General features: G+C 73.2%; 27 protein-coding genes and 1 riboswitch. Of the genes, 17 read left to right on the forward strand and 10 right to left on the reverse strand.

The features are described 5' to 3' along the window. Nucleotides 1–4 precede the first annotated feature (4 nt). Nucleotides 5–160, reverse strand: a riboswitch (cobalamin riboswitch). A 127-nt stretch (nucleotides 161–287) separates the two neighbouring features. Then, nucleotides 288–509, reverse strand: a complete 222-nt coding sequence (locus ACZ58N_RS12555; RefSeq protein WP_471158164.1) for a hypothetical protein — start codon at nucleotides 507–509, stop codon at nucleotides 288–290. Nucleotides 510–537: 28 nt separating this feature from the next. Next, nucleotides 538–1,809, reverse strand: coding sequence for an inorganic phosphate transporter (locus tag ACZ58N_RS12560; RefSeq protein ID WP_389703038.1), 1,272 nt, complete (start codon nucleotides 1,807–1,809; stop codon nucleotides 538–540). Nucleotides 1,810–2,185: 376 nt separating this feature from the next. On the opposite strand from ACZ58N_RS12560, the gene ACZ58N_RS12565 reads away from it, so the two are divergent. Then, the gene (locus ACZ58N_RS12565) at nucleotides 2,186–3,316 is read left to right on the forward strand and encodes an alpha/beta hydrolase family protein (RefSeq protein ID WP_471158166.1); all 1,131 of its coding nucleotides are present in this window, start codon (nucleotides 2,186–2,188) and stop codon (nucleotides 3,314–3,316) included. A 152-nt stretch (nucleotides 3,317–3,468) separates the two neighbouring features. Then, nucleotides 3,469–4,899, forward strand: a complete 1,431-nt coding sequence (locus tag ACZ58N_RS12570; protein ID WP_471158168.1) for a hypothetical protein — start codon at nucleotides 3,469–3,471, stop codon at nucleotides 4,897–4,899. Nucleotides 4,900–4,935: 36 nt separating this feature from the next. On the opposite strand, the gene ACZ58N_RS12575 is transcribed toward ACZ58N_RS12570, so the two are convergent. Both ACZ58N_RS12575 and ypfJ read right to left on the reverse strand, forming a co-directional pair. After that, nucleotides 4,936–5,331, reverse strand: a complete 396-nt coding sequence (locus ACZ58N_RS12575) for a VOC family protein (RefSeq protein ID WP_471158170.1) — start codon at nucleotides 5,329–5,331, stop codon at nucleotides 4,936–4,938. A 76-nt stretch (nucleotides 5,332–5,407) separates the two neighbouring features. After that, nucleotides 5,408–6,298 carry a KPN_02809 family neutral zinc metallopeptidase gene (gene ypfJ / locus ACZ58N_RS12580; RefSeq protein WP_471158172.1) on the reverse strand — a complete coding sequence of 297 codons (891 nt, stop codon included), beginning with the start codon at nucleotides 6,296–6,298 and terminating at the stop codon, nucleotides 5,408–5,410. A 291-nt stretch (nucleotides 6,299–6,589) separates the two neighbouring features. Here ypfJ and ACZ58N_RS12585 point away from each other — a divergent pair, with 291 nt between their 5' ends. The 8 genes from ACZ58N_RS12585 (at nucleotide 6,590) to amaP (ending at nucleotide 12,224) form a co-directional block, all read left to right on the forward strand. Next, a complete protein-coding gene (locus ACZ58N_RS12585) occupies nucleotides 6,590–8,188 on the forward strand; it encodes an ABC-F family ATP-binding cassette domain-containing protein (protein WP_471158174.1) in 1,599 nt (532 codons plus the stop codon). A 352-nt stretch (nucleotides 8,189–8,540) separates the two neighbouring features. After that, nucleotides 8,541–8,762: a helix-turn-helix domain-containing protein gene (locus ACZ58N_RS12590; RefSeq protein WP_007263382.1), complete on the forward strand. Its 222-nt coding sequence runs from the start codon at nucleotides 8,541–8,543 to the stop codon at nucleotides 8,760–8,762. A gap of 184 nt (nucleotides 8,763–8,946) precedes the next feature. Further along, complete coding sequence (locus tag ACZ58N_RS12595; RefSeq protein ID WP_471158176.1) at nucleotides 8,947–9,726, forward strand: enoyl-CoA hydratase/isomerase family protein; 780 nt, start codon at nucleotides 8,947–8,949, stop codon at nucleotides 9,724–9,726. Between the two features lie 234 nt (nucleotides 9,727–9,960). Further along, nucleotides 9,961–10,392 (forward strand): Asp23/Gls24 family envelope stress response protein, encoded by a 432-nt coding sequence (locus tag ACZ58N_RS12600; RefSeq protein WP_471158178.1) that lies wholly within the window; start codon nucleotides 9,961–9,963, stop codon nucleotides 10,390–10,392. A gap of 18 nt (nucleotides 10,393–10,410) precedes the next feature. Further along, entirely contained in the window at nucleotides 10,411–10,614 is a 204-nt protein-coding gene (locus ACZ58N_RS12605; RefSeq protein ID WP_471158180.1) for a hypothetical protein, read from the forward strand. A gap of 106 nt (nucleotides 10,615–10,720) precedes the next feature. After that, nucleotides 10,721–11,065 carry an Asp23/Gls24 family envelope stress response protein gene (locus tag ACZ58N_RS12610; RefSeq protein ID WP_471158182.1) on the forward strand — a complete coding sequence of 115 codons (345 nt, stop codon included), beginning with the start codon at nucleotides 10,721–10,723 and terminating at the stop codon, nucleotides 11,063–11,065. Then, nucleotides 11,062–11,661: a DUF6286 domain-containing protein gene (locus ACZ58N_RS12615; protein ID WP_471158184.1), complete on the forward strand. Its 600-nt coding sequence runs from the start codon at nucleotides 11,062–11,064 to the stop codon at nucleotides 11,659–11,661. Before ACZ58N_RS12610 ends, ACZ58N_RS12615 begins: the two co-directional genes overlap by 4 nt. Nucleotides 11,662–11,666: 5 nt before the next feature. After that, complete coding sequence (amaP, locus tag ACZ58N_RS12620; RefSeq protein WP_471158185.1) at nucleotides 11,667–12,224, forward strand: alkaline shock response membrane anchor protein AmaP; 558 nt, start codon at nucleotides 11,667–11,669, stop codon at nucleotides 12,222–12,224. Nucleotides 12,225–12,308: 84 nt separating this feature from the next. Here the strand turns inward: amaP and ACZ58N_RS12625 are convergent, their stop codons facing one another. From ACZ58N_RS12625 to ACZ58N_RS12650, 6 genes are all read right to left on the reverse strand, one after another. After that, entirely contained in the window at nucleotides 12,309–13,064 is a 756-nt protein-coding gene (locus ACZ58N_RS12625; RefSeq protein WP_471158187.1) for an SDR family oxidoreductase, read from the reverse strand. Between the two features lie 10 nt (nucleotides 13,065–13,074). Continuing rightward, a complete protein-coding gene (locus ACZ58N_RS12630) occupies nucleotides 13,075–13,872 on the reverse strand; it encodes an SURF1 family cytochrome oxidase biogenesis protein (RefSeq protein ID WP_471158189.1) in 798 nt (265 codons plus the stop codon). Nucleotides 13,873–13,987: 115 nt separating this feature from the next. Continuing rightward, nucleotides 13,988–14,248, reverse strand: a complete 261-nt coding sequence (locus ACZ58N_RS12635; protein ID WP_281210320.1) for a hypothetical protein — start codon at nucleotides 14,246–14,248, stop codon at nucleotides 13,988–13,990. A 119-nt stretch (nucleotides 14,249–14,367) separates the two neighbouring features. Further along, nucleotides 14,368–15,336, reverse strand: coding sequence for a DEDDh family exonuclease (locus tag ACZ58N_RS12640; protein ID WP_471158192.1), 969 nt, complete (start codon nucleotides 15,334–15,336; stop codon nucleotides 14,368–14,370). A 48-nt stretch (nucleotides 15,337–15,384) separates the two neighbouring features. Then, entirely contained in the window at nucleotides 15,385–17,997 is a 2,613-nt protein-coding gene (locus ACZ58N_RS12645; RefSeq protein WP_471158194.1) for an MXAN_6230/SCO0854 family RING domain-containing protein, read from the reverse strand. A gap of 294 nt (nucleotides 17,998–18,291) precedes the next feature. After that, a complete protein-coding gene (locus tag ACZ58N_RS12650; protein ID WP_471158196.1) occupies nucleotides 18,292–18,912 on the reverse strand; it encodes a TetR/AcrR family transcriptional regulator in 621 nt (206 codons plus the stop codon). A gap of 114 nt (nucleotides 18,913–19,026) precedes the next feature. Between ACZ58N_RS12650 and ACZ58N_RS12655 the strand changes: the two genes are divergently transcribed. The 7 genes from ACZ58N_RS12655 to ACZ58N_RS12685 all read left to right on the forward strand — a co-directional run bounded on the left by ACZ58N_RS12655 (nucleotide 19,027) and on the right by ACZ58N_RS12685 (nucleotide 26,165). After that, nucleotides 19,027–19,824 carry an acetoacetate decarboxylase family protein gene (locus ACZ58N_RS12655; RefSeq protein ID WP_471158198.1) on the forward strand — a complete coding sequence of 266 codons (798 nt, stop codon included), beginning with the start codon at nucleotides 19,027–19,029 and terminating at the stop codon, nucleotides 19,822–19,824. Between the two features lies 1 nt (nucleotide 19,825). After that, entirely contained in the window at nucleotides 19,826–20,710 is an 885-nt protein-coding gene (locus ACZ58N_RS12660; RefSeq protein WP_471158200.1) for an SDR family NAD(P)-dependent oxidoreductase, read from the forward strand. 10 nt (nucleotides 20,711–20,720) lie between these two features. Beyond that, complete coding sequence (locus ACZ58N_RS12665) at nucleotides 20,721–22,049, forward strand: amidohydrolase family protein (protein WP_471158202.1); 1,329 nt, start codon at nucleotides 20,721–20,723, stop codon at nucleotides 22,047–22,049. Further along, nucleotides 22,046–23,266, forward strand: a complete 1,221-nt coding sequence (locus tag ACZ58N_RS12670; protein WP_471158204.1) for an amidohydrolase family protein — start codon at nucleotides 22,046–22,048, stop codon at nucleotides 23,264–23,266. Before ACZ58N_RS12665 ends, ACZ58N_RS12670 begins: the two co-directional genes overlap by 4 nt. A gap of 160 nt (nucleotides 23,267–23,426) precedes the next feature. After that, complete coding sequence (locus ACZ58N_RS12675; RefSeq protein ID WP_471158206.1) at nucleotides 23,427–24,383, forward strand: sterol desaturase family protein; 957 nt, start codon at nucleotides 23,427–23,429, stop codon at nucleotides 24,381–24,383. Further along, complete coding sequence (locus ACZ58N_RS12680; RefSeq protein WP_471158208.1) at nucleotides 24,380–25,081, forward strand: lysoplasmalogenase; 702 nt, start codon at nucleotides 24,380–24,382, stop codon at nucleotides 25,079–25,081. The genes ACZ58N_RS12675 and ACZ58N_RS12680 overlap by 4 nt, the downstream gene beginning before the upstream one ends. Nucleotides 25,082–25,121: 40 nt before the next feature. Further along, a complete protein-coding gene (locus tag ACZ58N_RS12685; RefSeq protein ID WP_471158210.1) occupies nucleotides 25,122–26,165 on the forward strand; it encodes a zinc-dependent alcohol dehydrogenase family protein in 1,044 nt (347 codons plus the stop codon). Nucleotides 26,166–26,227 lie beyond the last annotated feature (62 nt).

Here is a 26,227-nt window from a genome sequence, read left to right on the forward strand (position 1 = left end):
CCCTGGTTCGACGTGTCCGGCGGCGAGAGTTCCTGGCTCCCGGGGCGCGCACCGTGTGCGCCGCCCCGGTGACAGTGGCGGGACCGCGCCGGATTCGCACCGGACTTCCTCTTCCATGCCGCCGTATTGGCTCGCGCAGTCCACCACGCACCGAGAACGCCCGTCAACTTGCCGTTGACCTGCGGCGGGTGCGCGGAGGGGCGCAGGACGGGGCGCAGGGCGGGCGGTCCGCCGGGGCATGCGAAAGCTCCCCCCGGGATACCCGGAGGGAGCTTCGGCGCACCGTCTCAGCTGACGATCAGGTAGATCCCGTACGACACGGCCGCCGTGCAGAGCGCGAAGCAGACGTACGCGCCGCCGCGGGCCATGACCGCGGCGCCGCCGCGCTCGGTGGCGGCCTCGTGCTTGGACAGGCCCACCAGGCCCAGGGTGAAGAGGGCCACGAGGGCGACCGTGGCGGTGAGGCTGACTCCGAAGACGGAGCCGAGTGATGCCCAGTCGATCTTCATACCGCTGAATCCTCTGTCGTTCTCGGGGTCAGACCGCTGCGGCCGGAGCCGCGGGGGTCGCGGTCGAGGCCGGGATGGTGGCCTTGAGGTCCTCGTCGGTCACGGCGGCGGTGGTACCGGCCGCGGCGGTGGTCGGCGGGACGGTGACGGCGGCCATGGCCGTGGTGACGACACCGGGCTCGTCCGTCGCGCCGGGGGTCTCCAGCTCGTTGACGTTGTTGTGGTCGACGACCTGACGGCGGGAGATCAGCCAGATGGCGAAGCAGGAACCGACCAGGAAGACCGTGACCGCGGCGATGCCGATGTCACCGGTGCGCATGACGAGCTCGGCGATGGAGGCGACGAGCGCGGCGGCCGGCAGGGTCAGGCCCCAGGCGATGAACATGCGGGTGGCCGTGGACCAGCGGACCACACCGCCCTTGCGTCCCAGACCGGCACCCATGACGGCGCCGGAGCACGCGTGGGTGGTGGAGAGGGAGAAGCCGAGGGTGGAGGAGGCCAGGATGACGCTCGCGGCCGAGGTCTGGGCGGCGAAGCCCTGCTGCGGCTGGAGGTCGGTCAGGCCCTTGCCCATGGTGCGGATGATGCGCCAGCCGCCCAGGTAGGTGCCCATCGCGATGGCCAGACCGGCGGAGACGATGACCCAGACCGGCGGGTTGGCGCCGGCGGGCAGGGCGTTTCCGGCGATCAGCGCCAGGGTGATGATGCCCATCGTCTTCTGCGCGTCGTTGGTGCCGTGCGCGAGGGAGACGAGACCGGCCGAGGCGATCTGACCGGCGCGGTACCCCTTGGCGGAGGTCTTCTCGCCGACCTGGTTGCCCAGCTTGTACGTCAACTTCGCGGCCAGCATGGCGGCCACACCGGCGACGAGCGGGGCGGCGATCGCGGGGATCAGCACCTTCGTCACGACGACGCTGCCGTTGACCGCGTCGAGACCCGCGGAAGCGACCGCGGCACCGATCAGGCCACCCATGAGGGCGTGGGAGGAGCTGGAGGGCAGTCCGACCAGCCAGGTGACGAGGTTCCAGAGGATCGCGCCGACCAGGGCGGCGAAGATCACCTCCGGCTGAATGCCTTCCTCGTTGACCAGGCCCTTGGAGATCGTCTTGGCGACCTCCACGGACATGAAAGCGCCGACGAGGTTCAGCACGGCGGACATGGCGACCGCGGTCTTGGGCTTGAGAGCGCCGGTCGAGATGGTGGTGGCCATCGCGTTGGCCGTGTCGTGGAAACCGTTCGTGAAGTCGAACACGAGAGCGGTGATGATCACGATCCCGAGGAGAAGCGTTATGTGCTCCATTTACCCAGGCTTCTGTTTGACGTCATTGGCTCGGCGACCGTAGGCAACCTGGATGAACGGAAGGTGAACTGGGGCGGGCGGAGTGGTGCCTCGGAGTGCCGTGTGATCGGGACCTATATCCCGGTTCCACCGCGAATATAGCGATTCGTGCACGTCAGAGCGGGGCGAACACGCCCCTTCCGGGAGGACTTCCGGCCCGGGGCAACCCGGCCACGACGGTACGGAAGAGACCCAGATCACGCGCGGGGGCCCCGGCCCGCTCCGCCGGGACCCTCACCCCGGGCGGACTCCCGGCGGGGTTCCGGTTCCGCCGGACGGCGGCGGCGGGCGATCGGCTCCGGTGGCCCGACCGCCGGGCCGCCCCGACACTGGAGCCGTGCGTACCGCCACAGCGACGGCAGCGGCCGTCACAACGACCCTGATCGGTGCCGGAGCAGCCGCGGTCGCGGCCGGCCGGTACGCCGCCGACGCCGCCCTGCGGCCCGAACCCGGGCGCCCGTTGCCCGGTGGACCCCGGCTGAGCGTCCACTCCGCCGCCGGGGGCCGGGTGACGCTCACCCGTTCGCTCGCCTCCCTGCTGCCCGGCACCTGGGGCCTGTCCGCGCCCGGCGTGCACGCCGTGGTCGGCCCCGTCCTGCCCGACGTCCCGCACGATCCGGACGCCGTGGTGCGCAGCCTCCTCGCCGTCACCCACGGCAGCCTCGAACCGCGGGCCCGGGTCACGCTCACCCCCCAGGTCCACCTGGGCAACCCGCGCACCGCGCTCGGCCTCGACCACGCCGACGTGGACGTCCCCGGCGAGCTCGGGGCACTGCCCGCCTGGTTCGTGCCCGGCGCCCGGGACACCTGGGTCATCACCGTCCACGGGCTCGGCGCCGGTCGTGAGCACCCGATGGTGGTCATGCCCTTCCTGCACCGCAACCGCCTCCCCGTCCTCGACCTCGCCTACCGCGGCGACCTCGGCGCCCCCGCCTCCCCGGACGGCCTCGGCCACCTCGGCGAGTCGGAGTGGCGGGACCTGGACGCCGCCATCCGCTACGCCCTGCGCTACGGAGCCCGGCGGGTGGTCCTGCACGGCTGGTCCACCGGCGCCACCATGGCCCTGCACGCCGCCGAACGCTCCGCGCTGGCCGACCGGATCTCCGGACTGGTCCTGGACTCGCCCGTCATGGACTGGCAGACCACCCTGCGCGCCCTCGCCGCCGCCCGGCGCACCCCGGCACCCCTGATCCCGCTCGCGGTACGGGCCGCCGAGGGCAGGGCCGGGCTGCGCGCCGACCGCCGGCCCCCGGGCGCGGACCCGGCGGCGCTGCGCGTCCCGGTCCTGATCCTGCACGGGCCCGACGACACCCTGGCCCCCTGGGAGCCCTCCCGACGGCTGGCCGCCGCCCGGCCCGACCTGGTCACCCTGCACACCGTGCGGGGCGCCCCGCACGGGGCGATGTGGAACGTCGACCCGGCCGCGTACGAGGAGTCGCTGCGCCGTTTCCTCACCCCCCTCATGTGACGCGTCGGCGGGCGCTCCGCGCGGCGCCGGGGTGAAGGGCTTGTGCCGGACGGGGCGCAGCGGGCGGATTGTGACGGTTCGTCCAACCGTTGACCTGTGGAAACGGCTGGTTCCGTTTGGGCTTTCGGCCAGTGACGGGCGAGACTGCATCCGTGACGTCCCGAAAGCCTGATGAGCAGTTGGCTCGCGACTCCAGACTCCGACTCGTCTCCCCGCGCTCCGTCGCCACGGCGCGCAAGGCGGTGACCGACCGGCGAACCCGGCCGGCCCCCCGGCCTCCGGCGGGCACCCCCGCCACGGCAGACCTGGCGAACCGGGCCCGCGCCTCCCTCGCCGACGCGGTACGGCTGGCCCGCTGGGCCGAGCTGAACCTCGGGGCGGGCGACGGCGGACGCCCCGCGACGGCGGGCGCGCTGCCCGCGTCCGACGTGGAACGGGCCGCCGCGGAACTGGGCCTGACGCACGGCCAGATCCGGGTCGGTTGGGACCGCGCCCGGCTCTCCGGCCTCGTCGAGGTGCACGGCGGCCACGCCCGGCCCGGCTGGCGCCTGCGCGCCTGGGACCGCGACGACACCGCCGTCCTGCGCGGCTGGGTGGCCCTCTTCGACGCCTGGTCCCTCGTCCATCCGGCTCCCGCCGACATCGCCCCCGGGGCCGTCGCCGAGGTCGTCGAGGCGATGCCCCAGCTGCTCTCCCTCCTCCAGCTGTCGGCCGGTCCCGTCACCGTCCCCGACCTGCTGGACCTCCTGGGCCAGCGCGTGACCGAACTGCGCGACGAGCGCTGCGAGGTCCCGTACGCGGGCGAGCCGGCCGGATCCCGGGACCCGGCCGGCGAGGCCGCGCCCGCCGAATCGCGGCCCCTTCCCCTCGCCCGACTGCTGCGCTGGGCCCTCGGCGGCCTGGCCGCCGTCGACGCCGTCACCCTCGGCCCCGCGCGGGCCACCCTCACCCCGCTCGGCAGCTGGGCCGTCTGGGTCAAGCTGGAGCAGATCTGCGTCGCCGCGCAGAGCCCGGCCGGAAACATCGAGCAGTCCGCCGCCGCCATGCTGCACGGCTGCGCCCGGCTGACCCCGGGACCGGCCCGCGCCGAGTACCAGGCCTGGCTCGCCGCCCGGCCCGTCGGGCACGCCGTCAGCGAGCTGCTGCACGCCGCCCGCGGCGAGGACGCCCTCCTGCGCGGCCTGGCCTTCGAGGCGCTGCGCGTGGTCGGCGCCCCCGCCGAGCGCGAGGTCCGCGCGGCCGTGCGCGAACCCGCCCTGCGCCCCTACGCCCTGCTGTGGCTCGCCGAACACGACGGGATCGACCCCGATGAGGCCCAGGAGGTCCTCACCGCCGAGGAGTCGACCTGGCTCTGGGTGGACACGGCCGCCGCCATCGCCGACCACGGCGAGGCCGACCTGCTGGCGCGCCACCTCGACTCGGCCGTCCGCACGACCGTTCCCCGGCTGCTCGACGAGGTCCGCGCGGTGGGACACCCCCGCACCGTGCAGGTCCTGGTGGCACTGGCCGCCGCCCATCCCGACCCGGCCCTGGCCAAGGCCGTGCGGCGGGCGGCCTTCCAGGTCCACACCGGCGGGGCGTAGCCGGGCGGACCCGGACGGACGGGTGCGCGCCGCGGGTCAGACCTGCGGCGCGTACGTGCCGAAGCTCCAGACGTTGCCCTCGCCGTCGCGCGCCATGTAGTCCCGCGATCCGTAGTCCTGGTCGGTCGGCTCCATGAGGATCTCCACCCCGTGCTCGACCGCCCGGCGGTGGTGCGCGTCCACGTCGTCCACGACGACGTAGACCCCGGCCGGGCCGGCGCCCTCCATGGCCTTGTCGAAGGCGCCGCCGGTGCCCTTGCTGCCGAGCATCACCGCGCCGTTCCCGTACGACAGCTCGGCGTGCACCACGGTGCCGCCGTCGCCCTCGTAGACCGAGACCTGGGTGAAGCCGAACGCCTCCGTCAGCTGCTGGATCGCCGCCTTCGCGTCGCGGTAGAGCAGGGTCGGGACGATGGACGGAACGCCTGCCATGACGATCACTTCCTCTCGTGGACGTGCTGGTGCGTCGATGTGACCCGCACCACAGCATGGCAGGCGTCGTCGGCGGTCAGCGGAAGGTGTTGCACTGGGCCATGTCGCCCGTCCGGTAGCCCTGGTAGAACCACTGCCGGCGCTGCTCGGCCGAGCCGTGGGTCCAGGACTCGGGGGTCACGCGGCCCTGGAACTTCTCCTGGATCCGGTCGTCGCCGACCGCCGCCGCCGCGTCCAGCCCGTCCTGGATGTCCTGGTCGGTCAGGCTGGTGATCAGCGGCCGTCCCGTGGATTCGTCAGGGGTCCTCGTCGCGTTGTGCGCCCAGACCCCCGCGTAGCAGTCCGCCTGGAGCTCGACCTTGACGGCGTTGCTGTTCGCGCCCTGCCGCCCGTCCTGGGCCCGCTGGAGGGTGCCCGTCAGGTTCTGGATGTGGTGCCCGTACTCGTGGGCGACCACGTACGCCTGGGCGAAGGGGCCGCCGCTCGCCCCGAACTTCGTCCGCAGGTCGTCGAAGAAGCCCAGGTCGAGGTAGACCTTGCGGTCGGCGGGGCAGTAGAAGGGTCCGACCGCCGAGGTGGCCGCCCCGCAGGCGGTACCCACCCGGCCGGTGAAGAACACCGTCTGCGCCGGGCTGTACTGGCCGCCGCGCCGCTGGAACTCCTGCCGCCAGAAGTCCTGTGTGCTGTTCACCACGGCCACCAGCCGGCAGTCCTCGCGGGTGTTGGCGTCCTGCCCGGTCCGGCAGCTCTGCTGCACCTGGTTGACGGACGAGGAGGACGGCGCCGGTTCCTCGTTGCCCGAGGACAACCCGAGCTGCTCCGGCCCCACGCCGAAGAGCAACCCCATGATCAGGGCGATGATGCCGACGATTCCGCCGCCGATGGTGGCCCTCCCGCCGGGGATGCGGCTGCCGCGCACGTCGTTCACCTCGGACGTGTCCAGATGGGCGTTGTCGTCGAACTGCATCCCGCACCGCCTCTGTGTTCGTGCAGCCAAGGGGCCACGCATCCGCCCCTGCGGCGAGTATCAACCCGTTCATCCTGGTACGCGCCCCGGCGCGCCCGCCCGGCCCGTGGGCCGAACGGGGGACGGCACGGCGCGGCGGGGGAGCGGGCCCGCGGGGCCGGGCGCCCCGAAAAGTAGTTGCGCACCCCCGGTAGAATGGTCCGCATGGCAAATCTCCTTGCGGATTAGCGGCGTCGAAGCATCGCGCGTCCTGCCCCCCTTCCGCCGTCCCCACCGCCCTGGAGTATTTCCGTGATCACCGCAACCGGCATCGAGCTGCGTGCCGGCGCCCGCATCCTCATCGAGTCCGCTTCCTTCCGCGTCGCCAAGGGCGACCGCATCGGCCTCGTCGGCCGCAACGGAGCGGGCAAGACCACCCTCACCAAGTGCCTCGCGGGCGAGGGCCAGCCCGCCGCCGGCGCCATCGCCCGCTCCGGTGAGGTCGGCTACCTGCCGCAGGACCCGCGCACCGGCGACCTCGACGTGCTGGCCCGCGACCGGATCCTCTCCGCCCGCGGACTCGACGTGCTGATCAAGAAGATGCGCGCCAACGAGGAGCGCATCGCCACCGGCTCCGGGGGCACCCGCGACAAGGCGATGAAGCAGTACGAGCGCCAGGAGACCGAGTTCCTGACCAAGGGCGGCTACGCGGCCGAGGCGGAGGCGGCCACCATCTCGGCCGCCCTCGGCCTGCCCGACCGGGTCCTCGGCCAGCCGCTGCACACCCTCTCCGGTGGTCAGCGCCGCCGCGTCGAGCTCGCCCGGATCCTCTTCTCGGACGCCGACACCCTGCTCCTCGACGAGCCCACGAACCACCTCGACGCCGACTCGATCGTCTGGCTGCGCGACTACCTGAAGAACTACCGCGGCGGCTTCATCGTCATCTCCCACGACGTCGACCTCGTCGAGACCGTCGTCAACAAGGTCTTCTACCTGGACGCCAACCGCGCCCAGATCGACGTCTACAACATGGGCTGGAAGCTCTACCAGCAGCAGCGCGAGGCCGACGAGAAGCGCCGCAAGCGCGAGCGCCAGAACGCCGAGAAGAAGGCCGCGGCCCTGAACTCGCAGGCCGACAAGATGCGCGCCAAGGCGACCAAGACGGTCGCCGCGCAGAACATGGCCAAGCGCGCCGACCGGCTGCTGGCCGGCCTGGACGCCGTCCGCGTCTCGGACAAGGTCGCCAAGCTGCGCTTCCCGGACCCGGCGCCCTGCGGCAAGACCCCGCTGACGGCCGAGGGCCTGTCGAAGTCCTACGGGTCGTTGGAGATCTTCACCGACGTCGACCTGGCCATCGACAAGGGCTCGCGCGTGGTCATCCTCGGCCTCAACGGCGCCGGCAAGACCACGCTGCTGCGCCTGCTCTCGGGCACGGAGAAGCCGGACACCGGCACCGTCGTCCCCGGTCACGGCCTCAAGCTCGGCTACTACGCGCAGGAGCACGAGACGCTCGACCCCGAGCGCACCGTGCTGGAGAACATGCGCTCCTCCGCGCCCGACCTGGACCTGGTCGCGGTGCGCAAGACGCTCGGCTCGTTCCTGTTCTCCGGCGACGACGTGGACAAGCCGGCGGGCGTGCTCTCCGGTGGCGAGAAGACCCGACTGGCCCTGGCGACCCTGGTCGTCTCCTCGGCGAACGTCCTGCTCCTCGACGAGCCCACGAACAACCTCGACCCGGCCAGCCGCGAGGAGATCCTGGGCGCGCTGCGGACCTACAAGGGCGCCGTCATCCTCGTCACCCACGACGAGGGCGCGGTGGAGGCCCTGGAGCCGGAGCGCATCATCCTGCTCCCGGACGGCGTCGAGGACCTCTGGGGCCCGGACTACCGGGACCTGGTGGCCCTCGCCTGACCGGTGCCGAAGGGTTGATCCAGTTCCTTATGGATCATTCGGCTCAGGCGTGATCCATCATCTGAGTGAGACGGTCTCGTACCGTTGCCCGCTGTACGAAGACCCCGGCCGCATCCCCGAGGATGCGCGGCCGGGGTCTTCCGTTTCCCTTCCTCGGCCCCTGACCTGGTGATTCCTCCGGCGGGCGGGGGAGTGTGACGCAGGTCATGCGCCGGAAGAGGAGATTCCGTTCTGCTCGGGTGTCCACCCCTCGGGAAATGCCGGCGTACCGACCTTGCCGAATGGGTGGCCAGGAAGCCGGAGAGGGGTGATCATGAGAAGTCCAGAGCGCACTTCCCATGAGGAGGCACGGGTGGCCGAGACTCTGAAGAAGGGCAGCCGGGTAACCGGCGCCGCGCGCGACAAGCTCGCGGCAGACCTGAAGAAGAAGTACGACTCCGGTGCGAGTATCCGGGCGCTGGCCGAAGAGACCGGCCGGTCCTACGGATTCGTCCACCGGATGCTCAGCGAGTCCGGAGTCACGCTGCGAGGTCGCGGTGGCGCGACACGCGGCAAGAAGGCGGCTGCGGCCTGACCCCGTGCCGGGAGGCCCGGGGTGGTGCCGGAGAAGCTCGACGGCTCCATGCTTGATGGGTTGAAGATTCTGTTCCACGCACGGTTCCTTCGGTGACCCCCCGGTCGGCCCTGTGGTCGATCGGGTGGTTACTGTGCAGTCACTTAGGCCGAGCATGCGGCCGACTGCACACCGGAGGCACCAGATGGCTCTGCTCGACAAGGACGGCGTACGGCTCACCATCGACGACTCGGTCGCCACGGTGACCCTGACCAATCCGGCCAAGCGAAACGCCCAGTCCCCCGCGCTCTGGCGGGCGTTGGCGGAAGCCGGACAGTCACTGCCGGGCACCGTCCGGGTCGTGGTCCTGCGCGGCGAGGGCAAGTCCTTCTCCGCCGGGCTCGACCGGCAGGCGTTCGCTCCCGAGGGTTTCGAGGGTGAGCCGTCCTTCCTCGATCTGGCACGTGGTGCGGATGATCTGCTCGACTCCACCATCGCCGAGTACCAGGAGGCTTTCACCTGGTGGCGACGCAATGACATCGTCTCCGTCGCCGCCGTGCAGGGGCATGCGATCGGCGCCGGCTTCCAGCTCGCGCTCGCGTGCGACCTGCGGGTGGTAGCGGACGACGTGCAGTTCGCCATGCGCGAGACCAGCCTGGGCCTCGTCCCCGACCTCGGGGGCACCCAACCGCTGACCGCGCTGGTCGGCTATGCCCGGGCGCTGGAGATCTGCGCCACGGGTCGCTTCGTGCACGCCGAGGAGGCCGAGCGCGTCGGCCTGGCCAACCTGGTCGTCCCCGCCGACGAGCTCGACGCCGCCGTCCAGGACCTCACCACCGCACTGATCGCGCCGCCGCGCGACGCGGTCATCGAGACCAAGGCGCTGCTCCGCGACGCCACGTCCAGGTCGTACGACGCCCAGCGCACCGCCGAGCGCGCCGCGCAGGGCCGTCGCCTGCGCGACCTGGCGGGTCTGTCGGACTGACCCGCCGGCTCGCGGGTCCCACCGCCGTGACCGCCGTCCGGCTCGTCCCGGCCGGCCCGTCGGCATGCCCGAGGGCAGCCGGCGGGCCGGGCCGGTTCGGAGCGACCGGCGTGGTTTCCGGCGCGCGGACGGCGGCACGCGCTTACCGTGGACGGGAGCGGGCGGCACGGTAGGTGCTCGTCGCCCCTCGGGGGCCGCCGGTTCCCGAGACGTCTCCCCAGCCAAGGACCTGCGATGACCGAATCCGCATCAGGGGGCACCTTCAAGGCCCCGGCCGACCGAGGCCGCACCACCATCGCCGACGGGGTGGTCGAGAAGATCGCCGGACTGGCCGCCCGTGAGGTGATCGGCGTCCACGCCATGGGCAACGGCGGTGGCATCTCCCGCACCCTCGGCGCCGTGCGCGACCGGGTCCCCGGCGGGACGCGAGCCTCGGTCAGCCGAGGCGTCAAGGCCGAGGTCGGAGAGGTGCAGACGGCCCTCGACCTGGAGATCGTCGTCGACTACGGCGTATCCATCCGCGACGTGGCCCGGGCGGTCCGCGAGAACGTCGTCTCGGCGGTCGAGCGGATGACCGGCCTGGAGGTCGTCGAGGTCAACATCGCGGTCAGCGACGTCAAACTGCCCGATGAGGAAGACGAAGAACCGGAATCCCGGCTCCAGTAACCGAGAGGAGCCAGACACATGAGCATGGCGGTCGCCGGCCTGCTGGCCGGCATGGCACTGGGGTTCGCCGGGTACTTCGGCGGCTTCGGAGCCTTCCTCCTGGTGGCGGCGCTCGGCGCCGTCGGTTTCGTCGTCGGCCGGTTCCTCGACGGGGACCTGGACGCGGGCGAGCTGTTCCGCCCGCGCTCCCGGCCCCGCGGCCGCGACGACCGGCCCCTGTGAGCGGCCGGTGAACACGCCGCAGCCGGTCACACCGCAGCCCACGCCACCCCCAGCGACCTCGCCGCGGGCCGGCGCGTCCCGCTCCGCGAGGGCGGTACCGCCCCGGGTGCCGGCCGCGGAGCGCGGCGCCACCCGCATCGCCGACCGGGTCGTCGCCAAGATCGCGGCCCAGGCCGCGCGTGAGGCTCTCGCCGACGAACCGGCCGCACCCGGCGCGGTCCCGCACGCGACGGTCACCGTGCACCACGACATCGCACGGGTCCGGGTCAGTCTGGAACTCGGCTACCCCTCCGACCTCGCCGCCCAGTGCGCGGCCGTACGCCGCCAGGTCGCCCGGCGGATCGAGGAGTGCGCCGGGATGACGGTCCCCGAGGTGGACGTCGACATCGAACGTCTGCACTCCACCCACGCCCGACCGGCCGCCACGGGCCGGGACCGGGGGTTGCTGTGAGCGCTTCCGGACGCATCCGGTCCACCCGGCGGATCCCGGCCGCGCTCACCGCACTGGCCGTCATCGGTGTGGCCGGGCTGTTCCTCTACGACCTCGTCTCGGTGCGCGCCCACCGCCCAGGCATGCGCTGGCGCCCGGAACTCGCCCGATGGTTGGAACTGCACACCCCGGCCGACACGGAGGTACTGGTCGGCGGGGCGGTCATGGCGGCGCTCGGGGCCCTGTTGCTCCTCCTCGCGGTGGCGCCCGGGCTGCGCGGACTGCTGATGATGCGTACCGACCCCGACCCGCGGCGCGCCGACGCCGACCCGGGCGCCGACCCCGGCGCCGATGCCGACGCGCGGGCCGGGAGCGGGCTGCGGGCCGGGCTCGGCCGGAAGGCGGCCGCGATGGTCCTCCGGGACCGGGCCATGGAAGTCGCCGGCGTCCGATCGGTCCGGGTGAAGGTGAGCCGCTCCCGCGTCGGGGTCCGAGCCACCTCGCACTTCCGCGAGCTGGACGACGTACGGGCCGACCTGGACGAGGTGCTCGCCGTCGGCATCGAGGAACTGGGACTCGCGCGACCGCCGCGGCATCGGGTCCGGGTCAGGAGGTGAGCGCGGTGCTCGGGAAGGTGAACCGGACGCTGCTGGCGTCGATCGGACTCGTGCTGCTGGCGGCCGGGGTCATGCTGCTCACGGCGTCGAGACCGCTCGGCGGCCGGTACGCCCCGTTGCTCACGGAGCGCGGCAGGCACCGGTACTGGCACGCCGACGACTGGCGGTGGTGGGCGGTGGTCGCCGTCCTGGGGCTGTGCGTGCTGCTGGCCCTGTGGTGGCTGCTGGCGCAACTGCGGCGCCCCCGCCTCGCGGCGCTGGAAGTGGACACCGGGGACGGCGGCTTCGCCCTGCTGCGGGGGCGCGCGCTGGAATCCGCGGTGGCCGCCGAGGCGGAGGCCTTGGACGGGGTCGCGCGCTGCCGGGTCGCCCTGCGCGGCCGGCGGGACGCCCCGGGCCTGCGGATCGCGCTGGAACTGGAGCCGTACGCCGTGCCGGCCGACGCGCTGGCCGCGCTGCGGGGGCCGGTCCTCACCCACGCCCGGGTGTCGGCCGGGCTGCCCGAACTCCCCGCGGAGGCCCGCCTGCGGGTGTCCTCGCACCACGCGCAACGCGTGACCTGACCGGCCGGCGGGGCCGGCCGCGCCCCGGGGCGGGCCGGCCGCCCCGGTCGGCGTCCGGGCGGTGCGGGTTGGGTCGGGGTCGGGTCAGAAACCGTGCCGGGAGCCGCCGTCGACCGGGACCATCACGCCGGTCAGGTAGGACGCGGCGGGGGACAGCAGGAACGCGGCGGTGCGGCCGAACTCCTCCGGGGTGCCGTACCGCCCCAGCGGGATGCGGGACTCGTTGGCCGCCCGAGCGGCCTCCGCGTCGCCCGACAGGGCGTCGAGCTCGCGCACCCGGTCCGTGTCGATCCGAGCCGGCAGCAGACCGACGACCCGGATCCCGCGCGGACCCAGGTCCACCGACAGGGACTTGGCGAAGCCGGCCAGGCCCGGCCGCAGGCCGTTGGAGATGGTCAGGCCGGGGATCGGCTCGTGCACCGAGCCCGACAGCACGAAGCCGATGACCCCGCCCTCGCCCAGCTCGGCCGCCGCGGCCCGGGCCAGCCGCACCGCGCCCAGGAACACCGACTCGAAGGCCGCCGCCCACTGCTCGTCCGTGTTGTCCGCCGAGAGGCCCGGGGCCGGGCCGCCCACGCTGATGAGGACGCCGTCCAACCGGCCGAAGCGTTCCTTCGCGGTGGCCACCAGCTTCGCGGCCACCGCCGGGTCGGCGTTGTCCGCCCCGACACCCACCGCGTCGGGGCCGAGCGCGGCGGCGGCGTCGGCCACCCGCTTCGCGTCGCGGCCGGTCACCACGACCTTCGCCCCGTCGGCGGTCAGTTCTCTCGCGGAGGCGAAGCCGAGGCCGCGGGTGGCTCCGGTGACGATGTAGACACGGTCCTTCAGTCCAAGATCCATGCGGACCACGCTACGCCGAAGCGGGCTCCGGGGACACGGCCCGCGTCGCGGCGGCGGCCCGCGCCTGCTCCCGGTCCCGCCGCTCCCGACGGACCAGGACCATCCAGCCGACCGGCACGGCCGCCGCGAACAGCCACCACTGGACGGCGTACGCCATGTGCGCGCCGATCGAGTCGTGGTCGGGCTCGCCCACCGGCTCCGGGCTCCCGTCCGCGGGCGCCGGGGCGGTGAGCTCCAGGTAGCCGCCGAGGACGGGCCGGCCCAGGGACGCGGCCTGCTGCTCACTGTTGATCAGCATCACCTGGCGGTCGGGCAGCCCCTTGCGGTCCTTGATGCCGCTGCCGCCGCTCGTCTCGTCGGCCTTCAGCCTGCCGGTGACCGTCACCTCCCCCGAGGGCGCGGCCGGCACGGGCGGGTAGGCCCGGGCGTCGCCGCCGCCCGCCACCCAGCCCCGGTTGACCAGCACGGCCCGGCCGTCGGCCAGCACCAGCGGGGTCACGACGTGGAAGCCGACCTTGTCGTCGTTCGAGGTCCGCATCCGCACCACCACCTCGTGGGCGGGGTCGTAGGTACCGGTGGCGGTGACGGCACGCCAGAAGTCGGACCGCGGCACGGTGTGGCCCGGAGAGGTGAGCCCGGTCATCGGCACGGGCTTCCCGTACAGGTTCCGCGCGATCAGCTCGTTCTGGGCGACCCGGTGCTCATGGCGGTGGAACTGCCAGAAGCCCAGCTTGATCATCGCGGGGATGAGGGCGAGGGCGACGAGGGTGAGGCACACCCACTGCCGGGTCAGTACAAAGCGGTACACGTCCACGACGGTACCCCCAGCGGCGACGACCCCGGCGGCCGGGTGGCCTTCCGGGGTCGTGAGGAGGACGGGGACGGGCGGGACGGACGTGCTCGCCGCCGGGCGGCGCCGGCGGTCACCCCATGGCGCCGGCGGCGCTGCCCACCCTGTCGATGATCCCCGCCTTGCCCTCGGCGCGGGCGCAGTGCGCTCCGCAGTACCAGTGCCCGTCCGCCTCGACGCCCTGGCCGATGATCTGCACCCGGCAGTGCTCGCAGATGGGTGCCATCCGGTGGATCGCGCAGGAGAACGAGTCGAAGACGTGCCGCGCGCCGTCCTGGGTCTCCACGTAGAACGCCAGGTCGTAGTCATTTCCGCATACTTCGCAACGTGCCATGGCGGCATCGTGGAGGCTCGGACCGTCCGGGCGGGCGGACGTACTCGTGTCGTCGGGGAACTTCTACCCGGCTGGCGTAGCAGCCCCCGGACGGCCGGCGCGGGGACCCGGCCGTGCTCTCAGTCGGCGGGGGCGACGTCCCGCAGGAGCTGGGTGAAGGCGGCCTCGTCCACGACGGGAGTGCCGAACGACCGGGCCTTGACCGTCTTCGAGGTCGCCGAGTCGGGGTCGTTCGTCACGAGCATGCTGGTGAGCCGCGACACGCTCGTCGCGATGTGCAGACCCGCCTCCACCGCCCGGTCCTCCAGCAGCTCCCGGTCCACCGAGGTGTCGCCGGAGAAGGCGATGCGCATGCCCTGCTTCAGCGGCTTGCCGTCCTCGAACCGCCCCGGGTTCGGGTGCGGGCACGGTGGCCGCTTGCGCGAGGCGCGCCAACTGCCCCCGCCGTACGAGGCCTGGTGGCCGACCCGGGGGGCGGCGGGGGAGTCCGACCACTCCGTCAGCGGACGGCACTCCAGCAGCGGCAGTCGTACGCCGTCCCGCGCGGCCGCGTGCAGGGAGGGGCGGAAGGCCTCGGCGAGCACGCGGGCGTCGTCCAGCGCGTGGTGGGCGCGCTGCTGCACCACTCCGAAGTGCGCGGCCAAGGACTCCAGCTTGTGGTTGGGCAGCGGCAGGTTCAGCTCCTTCGACAGCGCGATGGTGCACAGCCGCTGACGGACCGGCGCGGTCGCCGCGGCCCGCGCGTACTCCCGGGCGATCATCTGCCAGTCGAAGATGGCGTTGTGCGCGACGAGCACCCTGCCGTCGAGCCGGCCGGCGAACTCCTCGGCGATGTCCTCGAAGAGCGGCGCGTCCTGGAGCATGGCGCTCGTCAGGCCGTGGATCCACACCGGTCCAGGATCCCGGCGCGGGTTGACCAGGGAGTACCAGTGGTCCTCCACGTTGCCCTGCGCGTCGAGCCGGTAGACGGCCGCGGACACTATCCGGTCGTCGCGAGCGAGCCCGGTGGTCTCCACGTCGACGACCGCGTACCCCTGTGGGTACGCGGTCGGCCAGGTCGTCTCTGCGGTCGTACGGTCGGCGAGCATGGTCACAGAGGATATCGGGCCCGACCGACAGCCGTGGCCCGATGCCCTTCAGCCCAACTCCGCCACGAGGTCGCCGGCGGCCACCAGGTCGAAGGAACCCGGCACTTCGGCCGCCCCCGGGAACAACCGGTACGAGGTGCCGGAGGCGCCGACCGGAGCCACGCCCCCGTGGACCGTCGCCAGGAACACCCTTCGGCCCGCGGCCATTTCGGCGGCGAGCCCGTCGGAGTCCGAACGGGGCATGCGGGCCTCCGGGGCCTCCAGGACGGAGATCCGCGCGGCGAAAGCGGCCGGTTCCTCGGCGGGGCGCGCCCGGTACAGCCACACCTCGTCGATGAGGCCGGGCAGCGGTGCCCGACGTACGACGGCCACCTCGCGGGTCCGGGCCGCGGCCCGCCACACCGCCAGGTCCCACAGGGTCGTACGGGAGCCGGAGGCGAAGTGCTCGCTGACGTCGCGGGCCACCTCGCCGAGCCGGTCCCCGTGGGAGGAGACGCTCTGGAAGACGCCGGACGCCGGCAGGTGGACGTCCGTCCACAGTGCGCGGCGGGCGGTCAGGTCCACCACCATCGGCATGCAGACCCGCGAGTCGCCGGTCAGGTCGAAGCGCTGACGTACGGTGCGCGGATCGTAGGAGGAATCGCGCGGGCGATCCGCCGGGAGGGTCATGAACCCGGCGAAGGCGTCCGGCAGCGCGTCGAAGGGCACGTTGTTGAAGCTGAACACCATCGGCACGGCGAAGACGTCACCCCGCCCGGCGAGGGCGGCCAGGTCCAGGTCGACGTACTCGGTGGCGCCGTCCGGGGCGGGCGCCGAGGTCAGGTCGCCCGAGTGCACGGCCGCCCCGTCCCCGTGCCGGAGCCTCGTGTAGTCGCACAGGCCGGTGTACTTCCAGTCGGCGTCGAAGAAGGCCACGGACAGGTCCAGGTCGGTGCGTTCGCCCGTGGGCTCCGTCCAGTGCAGGAACAGCCGCAGCACCTCGCCCTCCGGCAGGACCTGCGTACTGCCCCGCGGCACCGCGACCAGGGCCCGGGCCGCCGTCCGCTCGGCGAAGGGCACCATCAGGTCCGACAGGGCCGAGTCGAGGACGGCCAGGTCGTACGGGTCGGCGTCGGCCGCGGCGAACCTGCGCAGCACCTCACCCTCCAGCCGGGACACGACCGCCGCGACGAGCGGGCCGGGCAGCGGCGGGCGTTCCTCGACCACCGACAGGGCGGAGGCCACCCGCCCGGCCGGGAAGAACACCCGCCGGGTACCGGTGCGGTCGTCGGCGCGCACCCGCAGGGCGCCGAGCGCCGACAGCAGGGGGCCGGCGCCGACGGCGGGCAGCCCGTGGTCGAGGGCCTCCTCCAGCTCGGGCAGCGGTTCCCCGCCGGGGTGGAGGCGCAGCAGGTGGTCGAGGCGGCGCAGCAGTTCACCGGGGCGCTGCCCGGCGAGCGTCGTCGCGGTCGCCGCGCCGCCCTCGGCGAGGGCCTGCTCCAGCCGACCCGCCCAGGTGGCGGGGCGGATGCGGTCACCGTCGACCCGGACCGCGTCCGGGTGTGCGGCGGCCGTCCCCAGCAGGGCGGCGCCGAAGGGGGTGTGGGGGGACACGGTGGTGGAGCGCAGCACGGCGAAGGCGAGCGCGGCCCGTGGGTGCCGGGCGGGCTTCTCGAAGGGATGCAGGCTCTCGCCGGCCCGCTTCCAGCCGGCCGGGTGCCGCAGCACGTCCTCGACCAGGTACGAGGTGGGCAACGCGTCGAGCACGCCCAGGAGTTCGCGGCGCAGCCGCCGGTCGACGTTCGCGAAACGGGGGAGGGGGCGCAGGCCGGCTTCGCCGCAGGAGAGCACGGCCAGCAGCCGCAGGACGTCGGTGGCGGTGGTGAGCCGGCGCAGCAGCGGCGCCCGGTCCTCGGTGCGGGGCAGCAGCCTGCCCAGCACGAACGCCTTGGTCTCCCGTACGGGGATGTCCTCGGGGAGCCAGTGCGGGTCGGCCGGGGTGGCGGGCAGCAGGACGGCCAGGTCCCCGAGGTCCTGGGGCGCGAGCGGGGTCCGGCGGGCGATCAGCGTCGCCACGACGGAAGTCGCCTCGGCGGCCGGGTCGGCGCAGGACCGGAGCAGGCGCAGCGGGCCCACGGGCGGCTCGTCGGCCTTGCGGGACCGGCCTGCGGCGGGGTGGGTGCGCTCGGGGAGCAGGAAGGGATCGGCGGGGTCGAGGCGCCGGTGGCAGACCGGGCAGCCGGTGAGGTCCGCACCGTCCCAGCAGGCACGGCAGACGAGGTGGGCGCACGGGGCGACGGCGTGGACCGTGCCGGCCTCGCCGCACAGCACGCACGGCTGTTCCGGCTCCTGGGCCAGCAGGGCGAGGACACGACGGGTGTACCGGCGCTCGGTGTCGCGCGGGACGGAGAGGGGGAAGCGGCGGAAGAGCGGCTCGTGCACCCGGTCGGCGCCCATCAGTTCGTCCACCAGCGCGAGCAGCCGCAGGCGTTCCTCGGCGAGGTCGGTGGGCGCGAGCGCGGACAGCGCCGCGTGCAGGTCCGGGTTCAGCACGTGGCCGCGCTCAAGGAGCTCGCCCTCCAGGGCGCGCACTCCCTCACGACCGGGCCGGCCGGCCGCGGGCGGCCGGTCCACGTGGACGGTCCCGAGCCGGCGCAACAGGACGGACTCGATGGCAGACACAGCTCTGATTCCCCTCCGCGAACGACAAAGCGGGGGCGGAGAGTGGGCGCGCGGGATCTTTTCGGTAAAGGAAGGAGAAGGATGCACGCCGCGGAGCCGCCCCCGCACAGCCGATCCCATCACGGGCCCGCGCGCGGCGGCAAACGGATTGTCCGCCCGACCCGGCGACGACCCGGGGCCCGGAGGTGTCCTGGGCCCCGCCGTGACCCCGGCCCGTCGTGCGGCCTCGGGCCGGCGGCCCGTCGGTGACCGTCCGTCCGACCGCCACCCGGGGACGCGGCCGCCCGTGGGGGCTCAGGTCGGTTTCAGCAGGGCCTCGGTCAGCGCCCGCACCGACAGCAGGAACAGTCGCTCCGGGTCGGCCGGGCGGGCCAGGGCGCGGGCGAGCGCCGGGTCGTCGGGCGCGGCGGCCGGGTCCCACAACTCGCCCTCGGCCGGTGACTGGGCGGGGGAGCGCTCACGGTTGCGTTCGACGAGCAGGAACCCGACGATCTGGAACTGGATCACGCGCACGGCGTCGGCGGCCCGCGCGCCGCGCAGTCCGGCGGCGTGCACCTCGTGGACGAGGGCCTGCTGGGCGGGCAGGAACATCCGGTCGGTCAGGCCGCGTTCGTGGACCATCGCGACCAGGTGCGGACGGGTGCGCAGTTCGCGGCGCAGGATCCCGGCCACCGACAGGATGCGGGCGGCGGGCGTGGTCCCGGTCGGCGTGATCGCGCCCACCTCGCGCACGGTCCGCTCCACGAGCGCGTCGAGGAGTGACTCCCGGTTGCCCACGTGCCAGTAGATGGAGGTCACCGCCGTGCCCAGGGCGGCGGCGAGCCCGCGCATGGTGAGGGCCGTCGGGCCGTCCCGCATGACCAGGGACGCGGCGGCGGACAGGACCTCCTCGCGGGTCAGCGCGTTCCTCGTCATCGGCGGACCGGCCTTATCTGTTGGAGCGTCAGTTCTGGTTCGTGCAGGGGTCTTTACCCTTCACGAGCGGCAGTGTAACTGTGTTACAGAACCGACCGAAGGGTGGTGCGAAACATGGCACGCGTACGGTACGGAGCGCGAACCGAGGCCGAGATCGCGGCGTCGCGCGAGAAGAGTTCCAAGCTCCCCGACATCTGGTCCACCGGGGTGGTCGCCGTCTGGGAGAGCGACCCCGACGTGGTCGCGGCGGTCCTGCCCCCACCGCTCAAGCCCGCCGCGCGGCCCCTCGTACGGGCCAACATCAGCAAGGTCGACCTGCCGGGCTACCCCCTCGGAGCCGGCTCGGTCGCCGTCGCCGCCGAACACGGCGGGGTCGAGGGCTGGTACCCGTTGGTCATGCCGATGACCCATGAGCGCGCCCTGATCGGCGGCCGTGAGGTGTTCGGCGAACCCAAGAAGCTGGGCGAGGTCACCGTCGAACGCGACGGACTGGTCGTGCGGGCCGTCCTCGCCCGGCACGGGATCGCCTTCGTGGAGGTCCGCGGGGCCGTGGACCGGGCGCTGCCGCTGCCCGAGCCCACGCAGAAGACCGACTTCTACTTCAAGTTCCTTCCCGCTGTCGACGGTTCGGGCTTCGACTCCGACCCGGTCCTCGTCCACTGCACGCGCAACGAGAAGGTCCGCAAGCTGGAGCACATCACCGGGGACGTCGTCCTGCGCGAGTCCATGTTCGACCCGGTGGCCGACCTCGTCGTCCGCCGCCTCGTGGAGATCACCATCGGTGAGAAGACCACCGACCAGAGGGGGCGGGTCGTCGAGCGGGTCAGTGCCCAGGCCCTCCTCCCGTACATCCACCAACGCTACGACGACCCCCTGCAGATCCTCGACGGACCCCCCGAAGGGACGGTGTGACATGCGGCTCGAACCCGGACAGGTGGCCGTCGTCACCGGGGCGGCCGGCGGCATCGGCCTCGCCATGGCCCGCCGCTTCGCCGCCGAGGGGTTGAAGGTGGTGCTCGCCGACGTCGAGGAGGGAGCCCTGCGCAAGGCAGCCGAGGAACTCACCGCCGACGGGGCCGAGGTGTTCGCCCGGCTCGTCGACGTCAGCGACCGCGACTCCGTGATCGCCCTCGCCGACGCCGCCTACGAGGCCTTCGGCGCCGTCCACGTCCTGTGCAACAACGCGGGCGTCGGCTCCGGTGCGGAAGGCCGGATGTGGGAGCACGAGCCGAACGACTGGAAGTGGGCCTTCTCCGTCAACGTCTGGGGCGTCTTCCACGGCATCCAGGCCTTCGTCCCCCGGATGATCGCGGGTGGTCTCCCCGGGCACGTCGTCAACACCTCGTCCGGCGACGGCGGCATCGCCCCGCTCCCCACCGCTTCCGTCTACGCCGTCACCAAGGCGGCCGTGGTCACGATGACCGAGTCCCTGTACGCCCACCTCAAGGCGGAGGGAGCGGCCGTCGGCGCCTCCGTCCTCTTTCCCGGACCGCACATGCTGCGTACCGGCCTGTGGGAGTCGCACCGCAACCGGCCCGACCGCTACGCGAAGGAGCGGCCCCGCAAGTCCCCGTACCGCACCCTCGACCAGTACGAGGCGGCGATGAAGGAGGCCGGGCACGAGGTGCGCTTCACCCCGGTCGAGGAGGTCGCCGAGCACGTCGTCGACGGCATCCGCGCCGACCGCTTCTGGATGCTCCCGGCCGGTGAGCACAGCGACCGTCAGATCCGCGCCCGGTCGCAGTCGATGCTCGACCGCGCCAACCCCGCCTACCTGGAAAGCTTCATCCTCGACTGAGGGGCCCGCCGTGTCCGACACGCATGCGAACGACCCGGCCGCAGCGCGGTCCGGGGACGGGTTCGAGGACCCGTACCTGATCATCTCCTCCGACTGCCACGCGGGCCTGCCCACCGAGCGGTACCGCCCTTACCTCGACTCCCGCTTCCACCGCGCGTTCGACGAGTTCCTCGGTCAGCGCGACGCCCGCCGCGAGGAGGCCACCCGGCTCGGCGTCCGCAACGAGGCGTTCGCCGAGAAGTGGTTCCACGACCACGAGGAGGGTCTGCGCGGCGGCTGGGACACCGGACAGCGACTGAAGGAACTCGACGGCGACGGCGTGGCCGGCGAGGTCGTCTTCCCCGACGCGGACGCCGTCGACAGCCAGACCGCCGCCCCCTTCGGGGTGGGCCTGGGCCTGTCCGGCGACCAGGACCCCGAGCTGGGCATGGCCGGCGCGCAGGCGCACAACCGCTGGCTGGCCGAGTTCGTCTCGCAGCACCCCGAACGCCACTGCGGCGTCGCCCTGCTCCCCATCACGGCCGAGCCGGAACGGGTCGTCGCCGAGATCCACCGGGCCAAGGAGTCCGGACTGGGCGCGCTGATGATCCCCGCCATGTGGGTGGACAAGGCGCCGTACCACGACCGCCGCTACGACCCCGTGTGGGCGGCGGCCGCCGAGACGCGGATGCCGATCGTCACCCACTCCGGTTCCTCGCCCCGCCACGAGTACGGCGACCACCTGGGGATCTTCGTCTCCGAGGTCACCTGGTGGCCGGCCCGCCCCCTGTGGTTCCTGCTCTGGTCCGGGGTCTTCGAACGGCACCCCGGGCTGAGGTTCGGCGTCGCCGAGTCGGGCTGCTGGTGGCTGCCCAACCAGCTCTGGTTCATGGACCGCCTCTACCTCGGGGCGCACGGCGGCAAGAAGCTGTCCCCCTTCGAGGAGTTGAAACGGCCGCCGAGCGAGTACCTGGACCGTCAGGTGTTCGTCTGCGCGACCAACACCAAGCGCCGCGAACTGGCCCAGCGGTACGAGATCGGCGTGGACAACATCCTCTGGGGCTCCGACTTCCCGCACCCCGAGGGGACCTGGCCCGACACGCGCAACTGGCTGCGCAACACCTTCCACGACATCCCGGTCGACGAGACCCGCCGCATGCTCGGGTCGGCGGCGGCCGAGGTGTTCGGCTTCGACACCGGGGCGCTCGCCCCGATCGCCCGCCGCATCGGCCCCACCCCGGCCGAGCTCGGCCAGTCCCCCGACCAGGCGGCGGTCGCGGCCTCCTGGGCCCGCTCCCGCGAGACCGGTCGGCACTGGCTGACCGGGCACGACTTCCCGGTGTTGGGGGTCTCGCCGTGACGGACGACCGCTACACCGTCATATCGGCCGACTGCCACGCGGGTGCCGACCTGTTGGACTACCGGCCGTACCTGGCCAAACGCCACCACGAGGCCTTCGACGCCTGGGCGGCCACGTACGTCAACCCGTACGAGGACCTCCTCGCCGACACCGCCGACCTGAACTGGAACTCGGCCCGCCGCCTGGCGGAACTCGAAGCGGACGGGATCGTCGCCGAGGTCCTGTTCCCGAACACGATCCCGCCGTTCTTCCCCAAGGCCTCCCTGATGGCCCAACCACCCACCCGCGACGAGTACGAGCTGCGCTGGGCGGGCCTCCAGGCCCACAACCGCTGGCTGGCCGACTTCTGCGCCGACGCGCCGGGCCGGCGGGCAGGCGTCGTCCAGATACTCCTCAACGACGTGGACGCGGCGGTCGCGGAGATCCGCCGCACCCGGACGGCCGGCCTGACCGGCGGCATCCTCCTGCCGGGCGTCCCGCCCGGGTCGCCCGTCCCCGAGCTGTACTCCTCGGCGTACGACCCGCTCTGGGCCGTCTGCGCCGAACTGGACGTCCCGGTCAACCACCACGGCGGATCGGCCTCACCGCCGCTGGGCGACGAACCGGCGGCCCGCGCCGTGTTCATGGTCGAGACCACCTGGTTCTCGCACCGCGCCCTGTGGCACCTGATCTTCGGCGGTGCCTTCCGGCGCCACCCGGGGCTGAAACTGGTCCTGACCGAACAGGGCTCCGGCTGGATCCCGGGCGTGCTGGAGATGTTGGACTACTACCACGGCCGCCTGGTCGCGGCCTCGTCCACCGCCGAGGCCAAGTTCGGCGCCGGACTGGCCGATTCCATGGGCCGGGGCCCGAGCGAGGTCTGGCGCGACAACTGCTTCGTCGGGGCGAGCTTCATGCGCCCCCACGAGGTCCCGCTGCGGGACCGGATCGGCCTCGACAAGATCATGTGGGGCAGCGACTTCCCCCACGACGAGGGCACCACGCCGTTCTCCCGCGAGGGCCTGCGCATCGCCTACGCGGGCCTGCCCCGGGAGGAGGTCGCCGCCATGGTGGGCGGCAACGCCGCCCGCGTCTACGGCTTCGACCTCCCCCTCCTGGACGCCCTGGCGGCCAAGCACGGCCCCCTGGTCCGGGAGATCGCCGAGCCCCTCGGCGAGATCCCCGCAGGCGCCACCAGCCCCGCCTTCGCCCGCGGCGCCTCGGTCCGCGTCTGGTGAGCTGGCCCCGCCGGGGCGGCTCCGCGGCAGCGGAGGAGCCGCCCCGGCGGGGACCGGTCGGGGTGTCGGAGGGCACTTCGGGTACCTGCGGTAACACTGTCGGATACCAATCGGTAACAACCCCTGGCGGCGCCCCCGAAGGCGCCTCTATGGTGCGGGCATGCCGAACCTGCCCGATGTCGTGCTGTGGTCCATACCTGCCTTCGTGCTGCTCACCGTCATCGAGGTGGTGAGCTATCGCCTGCATCCCGACGACGACGCGAACGGGTACGACACCAAGGATTCCGTCACCAGCGTCACGATGGGGCTGGGCAGCATCGGCTTCGACCTGCTGTGGAAGATCCCGGTCGTCGCGGTCTTCACGGCGGTCTACGAACTCACCCCGCTGAGGGTGCCGTTCCTGTGGTGGACGGCGCTGCTGATGCTGTTCGTCCAGGACTTCCTCTACTACTGGCAGCACCGGCTCCACCACGTCATCCGCATCCTGTGGGCCTGCCACGTCGTCCACCACAGCAGCCGCCGGTTCAACCTCACCACCGCCCTGCGCCAGCCCTGGACCAGCGCCACCACCTGGTGGTTCTACCTCCCGATGGTCGCCCTCGGCGTGCACCCGGCGGCGATCCCGTTCTGCTACGGACTCAACCTCCTCTACCAGTTCTGGGTGCACACCGAGCGCATCGGGAAGCTGCCCCGCGCCTACGAGTACGTCTTCAACACCCCGTCCCACCACCGCGTCCACCACGCCTCCCAGGGCGGCTACCTGGACCGCAACTTCGGCGGCATCCTGATCATCTGGGACCGGATGTTCGGCTCCTGGGTGGGGGAGACGGAGCGCCCCGTCTACGGCCTCACCAAGAACATCGGCACCCACAACCCGCTGCGGGTGGCCACCCACGAGTACGCCGCCATCGCCCGCGACGTCCGGGCCGCCGACACCTGGCGCGAACGCGCCGGACGCGTCTTCGCCGGCCCCGGCTGGCAGCCCGCCCGCCCGGAACCGGCCGCCGGCGGGGCCGCCGCGGCGCAGGCACCCGCCGCGTCCGAGGCCCCCGCCGCCCCCGCGACACCCACCGCCCCGCGGGCCACCGCCGCTCCGGAGCCGGAGCGCGCCGCGTGAGCGCCACCGAGGCCCGTACTCCCTCCTGGGCCACCCGGCCGGGACCCGTGACGGGAGCCGGTCGCGCCGGACGGATCCTGCTGGCCGCCTTCGCCGTCGCGACCGCCGCCGACCTCGTGTCCCTCCTCGCCGACTGGCACCTCGGCCACGTCCTGTTCAAGCCGCTGCTGATGCCGCTGCTCGTGGCCCACGTGATCACCCGCCGCGCCCCCCGACTGCTGGTCGCCGCCCTGCTGTTCGGCTGGGGCGGGGACCTCGCGCTGCTCTTCGACGCCGAGATCGCCTTCCTGCTCGGCATGGGCTCCTTCGCCGCAGGGCACGTCTGCTACCTCGTCCTGTTCGGGAGGGGTCGCACCGGCCCCCTCCTCGGCGCCGCGTACGCCGCCGCCCTCATCGGGACCGTCGCCCTGCTGTGGGGCGACCTCCCGGCCGACCTGCGGATCCCCGTCGCCGGCTACAGCCTGCTGCTCACCGCCATGGCCTACCGGGCGAGCGCCCTCGGCCGGGTCGCGGGGGCGGGCGGAGCGCTGTTCCTGCTCTCCGACACCCTCATCGCCACCGGCGTCGCGGAGTGGCCCCAGCTGCCCCGGCCCGACTTCTGGATCATGGCGACCTACCTGGCGGCCCAGTACCTGCTGGCCCGCGGGGCCCTCGGCCGGTCCCCGGGCCGCCCCGATCCGGGGACGGGCGTACGGTAGGACGGTCATACAGGACCGCACCCCGGAGGACTGCACCACCATGCGCGCCACCGTCATCCACGCCCCGCACGACATCCGCGTGGAGGAGGTGCCCGACGCCGCGATCCGGCGTCCCGAGGACGCCGTCGTCCGCGTCCTGCGCGCCTGCATCTGCGGCAGCGACCTGTGGGCCTACCGAGGCGAAGCCGCGCGGCAGCCCGGTCAGCGCATCGGGCACGAGTTCCTCGGCGTCGTCGAGGAGACGGGTTCCGCCGTCTCCGGGCTGCGCGCCGGGGACCTCGTCGTGGCCCCCTTCATGTGGTCGGACGGCACCTGCGACTACTGCTCCGAGGGCCTGTACACCTCGTGCGTCCACGGCGGTTTCTGGGGCGCGGTCGGTCACGACGGCGGCCAGGGCGAGGCCGTCCGGGTCCCGCACGCCGACGGCACCCTGGTGAAGCTGCCCGCCGAGGCCGTCTCCGACGACCACCTGCTGACGGGCCTGCTCGCGCTCTCCGACGTCATGGGCACCGGCCACCACGCCGCCCTGGGCGCGGGCGTCCGCGCGGGCTCCACGGTCGCCGTCGTCGGCGACGGCGCGGTCGGCCTGTGCGGCGTCCTGGCCGCCAAGCGGCTCGGCGCCGAGCGGATCATCGCCCTGGGTCGGCACACGGTCCGTACGGACATCGCCAAGCTCTTCGGCGCCACCGACGTGGTCGCCGCGCGCGGCGACGAGGCCGTGGCGGCCGTCCGAGAGCTCACCGGCGGCCAGGGCGCGCACTCCGTGATCGAGGCCGTCGGCACCGAACAGTCCATGCGCACGGCCGTCAACATCACCCGCGACGGCGGGGCCATCGGCTACGTCGGCGTCCCGCACGGCAGTGGTACCGGCCTGGACCTCGGCGTGATGTTCGACCGCAACATCAGCCTGCGCGGCGGCGTCGCACCGGTGCGCGCGTACATCCCGGAGCTGCTGGTGGACGTGCTGAGCGGCGCGATCGACCCGGCGCCCGTCTTCGACCGTGCCGTGTCCCTGGACGAGGTCCCGGACGGCTACCGCGCGATGGACGACCGCAGCGCGCTGAAGGTCCTGATCACGCCCTGACGCCCGGGCCCCGACAGGACGGCGGGCCGGCCCCGGGACACCCCGGGACCGGCCCGCCGCGC

The sequence above is a fragment of the Streptomyces sp. NPDC040432 genome (genome assembly GCF_055595445.1).